Annotated in this window: 5 protein-coding genes; all 5 read right to left on the minus strand. The window is 71.5% G+C overall.

The window, feature by feature from the left end:
- Window positions 1-168 precede the first annotated feature (168 nt).
- The 5 genes from E1281_RS36780 to E1281_RS36800 all read right to left on the minus strand — a co-directional run bounded on the left by E1281_RS36780 (window position 169) and on the right by E1281_RS36800 (window position 5,408).
- Window positions 169-1,434, minus strand: coding sequence for an activator-dependent family glycosyltransferase (locus E1281_RS36780; protein WP_131884319.1), 1,266 nt, complete (start codon window positions 1,432-1,434; stop codon window positions 169-171).
- Window positions 1,431-2,546 carry a cytochrome P450 gene (locus E1281_RS36785; RefSeq protein ID WP_131884320.1) on the minus strand — a complete coding sequence of 372 codons (1,116 nt, stop codon included), beginning with the start codon at window positions 2,544-2,546 and terminating at the stop codon, window positions 1,431-1,433. Before E1281_RS36785 ends, E1281_RS36780 begins: the two co-directional genes overlap by 4 nt.
- The gene (locus E1281_RS36790; protein ID WP_131884321.1) at window positions 2,543-3,340 is read right to left on the minus strand and encodes a phytanoyl-CoA dioxygenase family protein; all 798 of its coding nucleotides are present in this window, start codon (window positions 3,338-3,340) and stop codon (window positions 2,543-2,545) included. Before E1281_RS36790 ends, E1281_RS36785 begins: the two co-directional genes overlap by 4 nt.
- A gap of 91 nt (window positions 3,341-3,431) precedes the next feature.
- Window positions 3,432-4,592: a nucleotide disphospho-sugar-binding domain-containing protein gene (locus E1281_RS36795; RefSeq protein ID WP_131884322.1), complete on the minus strand. Its 1,161-nt coding sequence runs from the start codon at window positions 4,590-4,592 to the stop codon at window positions 3,432-3,434.
- A gap of 102 nt (window positions 4,593-4,694) precedes the next feature.
- Window positions 4,695-5,408: a class I SAM-dependent methyltransferase gene (locus E1281_RS36800; RefSeq protein ID WP_131884323.1), complete on the minus strand. Its 714-nt coding sequence runs from the start codon at window positions 5,406-5,408 to the stop codon at window positions 4,695-4,697.
- Window positions 5,409-5,643: the final 235 nt, after the last annotated feature.

Below are 5,643 nucleotides of genomic sequence, written 5' to 3' on the forward strand. Positions count from 1 at the left end.
CCTGACCCGCATGCCCCACCAACACCCACGACCGCCCCCACACCCGCGAACACTCCAACCCGAACAACTCCACCGACCCGAACACCCCCGGCGGCAAACCCAAACCACACCCCCCACCACCACGACCATCCACGTACTCCCCCAACTCCACCAACAACGACTCAACCGTCATGACACGACCCTTCTCTCGATCTGAGGAACGATGTCGCCCGGCGCGGGCATGGCGCCCATCTCACGCCGGAGACGCCGCGCGTTCTCGGTGAACGCGGGCTCGTCGAGGACCCGCGTGGCCGCCTCGCGGAACCCCTCGGCGGTGAACTCCCGTATCGGGATCGACAGCAGTGCGCCCTGTTTTTCGTAGTCGCGCCCCATGGCCTCGCTGACCCACTCCCAGCCGGAGATGATGATCTGCGGGACGCCGTGCAGCTCCGCGGTCGCCTTCGTCTGGTAGCCCCCGTGGTGCACCACCGCCGAGCAGGTGGGGAGCAGGTCGTCGAGGGGCACGAAATCGACCACCCGCACGTTGCCGGGGATCTCCGGGAGCCGCTCGCGCTGCGCCGGAGCGATCGCCGCCACCACTTCCACGCGCATGTCCCCCAGCGTCGCCAGGAGCGCGGCGAGCATGGTGTCGAGGTCGAACAGCTCGTAGTCGCCGGTGATGCTCATCCCGAGCGTGAGGCAGACGCGCGGAAGCTCCGGCGGGACGCGCAGCCAGCGCGGCATGACACAGCGGCCGTTGTAGGGCACGTACCGCATCTCGACGGTGTCCAGCCCGAGGTCCTCCCGCATGATCGCCGGCCGTGTGTCGATCGTCCACTGGCCGGTCAGCAGCGTCTCGTCGAAGGACTGCTCGGAGCCGACGCGATCCAGCGTCCAGTCGAGCCATTCCGCGGTGGGGTCCTCCCGGTGCTCGGGCTCCTGCTCGCCCGCGCGGTCCAGGAAGAGCCGGCGCGTACGCATCTGCAACTCCAGTTCCGGACCGGACACCAGGCGGGCGTGCGGCGCTCCGGTGGCCACGGCCGCCACCGCGCCCGCCATGCAGAAGGTCTCCCAGATCACCAGGTCGGGCCGCCAGCCCCGCGCGAACGCGACCAGGTCGTCGATCGTCGCGTCGGCGTTCAGCGGTGCCCAGAGCGCGGGGACGACGAGGTTCTCGTAGGTCAGCAGCGCCTCCCATGAAGGCCGCCGCACGGCCAGCTCGGTGTCTTCCAGCGTGTTGCAGTGGGCGATGGCCTCCCAGTGGAAGGGGCCCAGCGGTTCCTGCCACGGTCCGCCGTCGATCGGTACCGCCGAGAGGCCCGCCTGCGTGACGGTGCCGACCACATCCGACTTGCAGGCCGCCCGGACGTCGTGGCCGGCCGCACGCAGTGCCCACGCCAGCGGCACCAGGAGCTGGAAATGGCTGCCCTCCAGGGAGGTGAACAGGATCCTCATCCGCACCGTCCCGGGTCGCGGGCTCCCGTCGTGACCGGGCACCGCAGCAGGCTCCGGGTCACCGGTGCCCTGCGGCGCCGGAGCACGGGGCCGCGCCTGCTCAGCCGCGGGAACCGTGCGGCCATCGCGGGCAGCGCCGCCCCGGCCTGGAGACGCGCCAGCGCCATCACGCCCAGGGGCAGGACGGGCGTGAGCGCGAACGGACCCCGCTCGCCCCGCCGGCCGGGAACGAAGTCGCCGGGGTCGGCGAACACCTTCGGGTCCCGGTTGGCGCCGCCGATGAGGACCGCGACCCGGTCACCGGCGTCGATGCGCGCACCCGCCACCTCCAGGTCCTCGCTCGCCGTGCCGGTGGCCACGTGCAGCGGAGGGTCGTGGCGCAGCGTCTCCTCGACGACGAGCCCGGCGAGGCGGGGGTCCTCGGCGAGCGCGGCCCACCACCGGCCGTCCTCCAGCGACGCGAGAACCGCGCCCGCGATGAGGTTCGCGGCGATCCGCGCACCCACCACCGCCAGGAAGACGCTCTCCGCCGGCGGTCTGCCCTCGGGCATGGACGTCCCGGCGAAAAGGGTGCACAGGTCGTCGATGGCGTCGACCATGCGTTGGATCCCGTCCGGCCGCTGCGGGCTCAGCACACTGTCCAGGGCGAGGCTCGCGGCCACCACTCCCCCGGCCAGCCGGGACGGCGCGACGCCGAACATCTCGGCGAACACCGCGACGGGCACCCTCTCGGCGACGTCGGCGGCGAGGTCGAACTCCTCCGGGAGCTCGTCCAGTACCGTCGCGCAGATCCGCTCGACCATGGCCCGGTGCCCGTCCCACGGCTCCTCGGCGCGTTCGCGCCAGCCGGGATCGGCCCAGAGCCTCTCGTCGACGAGCGACACCCTCACCCCCGGCCGGGCGAGCAACCGACCGCCCACGCCATGGTCGGAGGTCACCCAGGTGCCCAGACGGCTCCGCCACAGCGGGCCGTGCGCGCGGACCTCCTCATAGGACGGGTGGGGGTCGTCATCGAACCCGCACAGCACCGCGGCATAGGGGTCGCGCTTGCTCCTGTGCAGCCACAGTTCCCCGTTGGCCAGGTGGAGCGGATGCCCCGGGGACCTGGTCACCGTTGTGCCCGGATCAGGGGGAAGCTCTCGCCGCCCACCGGCTGGCCGGGCTCCAGGTGCGCGACGGGATGGTCCTGGACGCCGGGACGGTACACGGCGTCGGCGTCCATGTAGACGACTCCGTAGGCGATGCGCGGCTCGTCGCTGCGGTTGACGTCCGCCAGGTGAACGGTGCGGAAGTGATGGAAGACGACATCGCCCGCCCGGACCGGGACGGTGACCCGCGGCTGCCAGGAGTAGTCCGGCCAGATGTCCTCCATCGGGCGGTACTCGGAGAAGCCGGTCAGGTGAATCTGGCGGTCGGCGTCGGGGCGCAGGTGCGAGCCGGGGATGTAGGTCAGGCAGCCGCGCTCGGCCGGTACGTCGACCAGCGGGGTCCAGGCGGTGAGGGTCCTGGACAGGTTCGACAGCGGCAGTCCCGGCTCGTCGTCATGGACGACCGTGGGCAGATGCTCCTCCGGCTCCTTCATCAGGACATCGGTGCCGTAGAGGCGCAGGGGCCCTCCGGCCAGCCTCTCGGCGATCTCCGTGATGACCGGGTGCAGCGCCAGATCGCGCATGGCCTCGTCCTTGCGCCATGCCGCCTCCACGTAGTGGATCTGCACTTCCCGTTCCGAGGCGCCCCAGATCTGCCGGCCCTCCCTCTCGAAGAGTGCCTCGGCCGCCTCCCGGTACCTCTTCACCTCCTCCTTGGGGAGCACTCCCGGGAGGTGGATGAAACCCTGGTCGTTGTAACGCCGAACGGTGTCCGCGGTCACGGACTCGGGCGTTGGACGTTCGCCGGTGGCCACCATGTCATTCAGTCCTTGTCCAGTGGATACGGGAAAGAGCGTCGTCCGGACGCGGCCGGGACCCGGGTCCGGGCCGCGGTCGATGAGCACGGGGTCATCCGGCGAACCCGACCAGCTCGGGCACCAGCTCGGCGGGCGAGGGCATCGACCGCAGTTCCTCCCGGGCCTGCTCGGCCGCGTCCCGCATGCCCTCGTCCTTCAGCAGCGCCTGGCACTCGGCCGCCCCGATCGAGTCGGCGTCGGCGATCAGGCCGATCCCGCGCCGCGGTATCACCTCTCCACCGGTCTGCTGGTACGACCCACGCGGGAGCACGCACTGCGGGATTCCGGCGGCGACCGCCGTCATGGTCGTCCCGCTGCCCCCGTGGTGGACGATGGCCGCGCACGACTCGAGCAGCGCGTCCAGCGGCGCCCACTCCACGGTCCGCACGTTGTCGGGCAGCGGGCCCAGGAGCGTGGCGTCTCCGCCTCCGAGGGTGACGACGAACTCGGCGTCCACACCGCCGGCCGCGGCGATCAGCGGGCGCAGCACCGCGATGCCTCCCCACTGCGCCTCGATGGTCCCGAGCGTCACGGCGATCCGCGGCCGCGCCGGCCGCTCCAGCAGCCACCCCGGCAGGACCGCTCCGCCGTTGTACGGGACATGCCGCATCGGCCACGCGTCCCGCGACCGGCGCTCCGGCGGCAGCAGCGCCGTGAAGCTCGGCGGGAGAACGCTGATCGGCGCGGTCGCGGCCGGCGCGCCGGTGACCCCGTGGCGCTCGTAGTCGGCGTCCATGGCCTCCCGGAGCATGGCGCGCAGCCCCGAGCCGCTGTCGTAGGAGCCCAGCCGCAACTCGGCGAGGGGCAGGCCGAGCGCACTCGCGGCGAGGGCCCCGGCGCCCTGGAGCGGCGGCGCGACCACGAGGTCCGGCGACCATGAGCGTGCGGCCTCCAGCACGCCGTCCACCATGACCCCCGACACCCGGGCGAACAGCCTCGCGAGCTGGGCGTCCTCGGGATCCTCGGCGAACATGGGGTTGCCGTCCACCGGGTCGCCGTCCTCCTCGGCGGAGGTGTCGTCGGGCATGTAGACCTTGAGGTAGTCCAGACCCGGAGTGGCGTCGACAACGGTGAACCCGGCGTCGGACGCGGCGACGCTGAGCCCGCCTGTGGCGTAGCGGACGTCGTGCCCGGCCGCGCGCAGCGCCTGGGCCAAGGGCACCGTGGGAAAGAGGTGACCGAGCCCGGGAGAGGCGACGAACAATGCACGCATGATTCCCCCCATGGACGGAAAGGGCGTTCTGTTCACACCGTGACCGGGCCGCCTCTCAAACCGATCGAGGAAGGTTGGAGGGCGGGTCACCTTCGCGGGCCCTCAGTCGCGCACGCCGACGAACAGGCCGCGGCCCGAGTGCAGGCCGTCGACATAGCCGACCGTGAATCCGGCCGCGGCGAAGGCCGCCTCGTACTGCTCGCGCCGGAACAGCGAGATGCGGTGCGCCTCCTCGAAGTGGCGGACGCCCGACCGCGCGCCGGCGACCACGTAGTGCACGTTCATCCGGCAGGCCGCGCCGTCACGAGCGGAATGCGAGACCCGCGCGACCGTCAGCCCGTCCACCGCCGCCACGTCGCCGGAGACATGCCCGTCCAGGAAGTTCTCGGGGAACCACCACGGATCGACGGCGGCCACCCCGCCGGGCACCAGGTGCCGCGCGAAGCACCGCAGCGTCTCGCGCAGTTCGGCCTCCGTCTCGGCGTAGCCGAGCGCCCCGAACATGCACGTGATCACATCGAAGGTGCGCCCCAGATCGAAGGCGCGCATATCACCGGCGTGGACGGGCACGCCGGCCAGCCGGCGGGCGGCCACCGCGACCATGGCCTCCGACAGTTCGAGTCCCTCCACCCGCGCGAAGAGCCGGGCGAAGTACCCGAGGTGCGCGCCGGTTCCGCAGGCCACGTCCAGAAGCGCGCCGGCGTCCGGCTTCAGCCTCCGTACCCGGCGGGTGATCTCCTCGGCCTCGGCGAGGTAGTCCTTCCCCCTGCCCTCATGGATCAGTTCGTAGATCTGCGCGTTTTCGACGCCGTACATGACCAGGAGTATCGGCGGCGCCATTCGAGGGCTCTCCGAAACCGGGTGGAGAGGTCTTCGTCGCACCGTGCGGCGATCCAGTCGCCATAGAGCGATTCACCAGCACACTCTTCGATGCTCGAACGATCCGATACGAGCGAAGCACGATGGCGAAAGGGGTCGTGTCATGACGGTTGAGTCGTTGTTGGTGGAGTTGGGGGAGTACGTGGATGGTCGTGGTGGTGGGGGGTGTGGT

The organism is Actinomadura sp. KC345, from assembly GCF_004348515.1.
GTDB lineage: Bacteria > Actinomycetota > Actinomycetes > Streptosporangiales > Streptosporangiaceae > Spirillospora.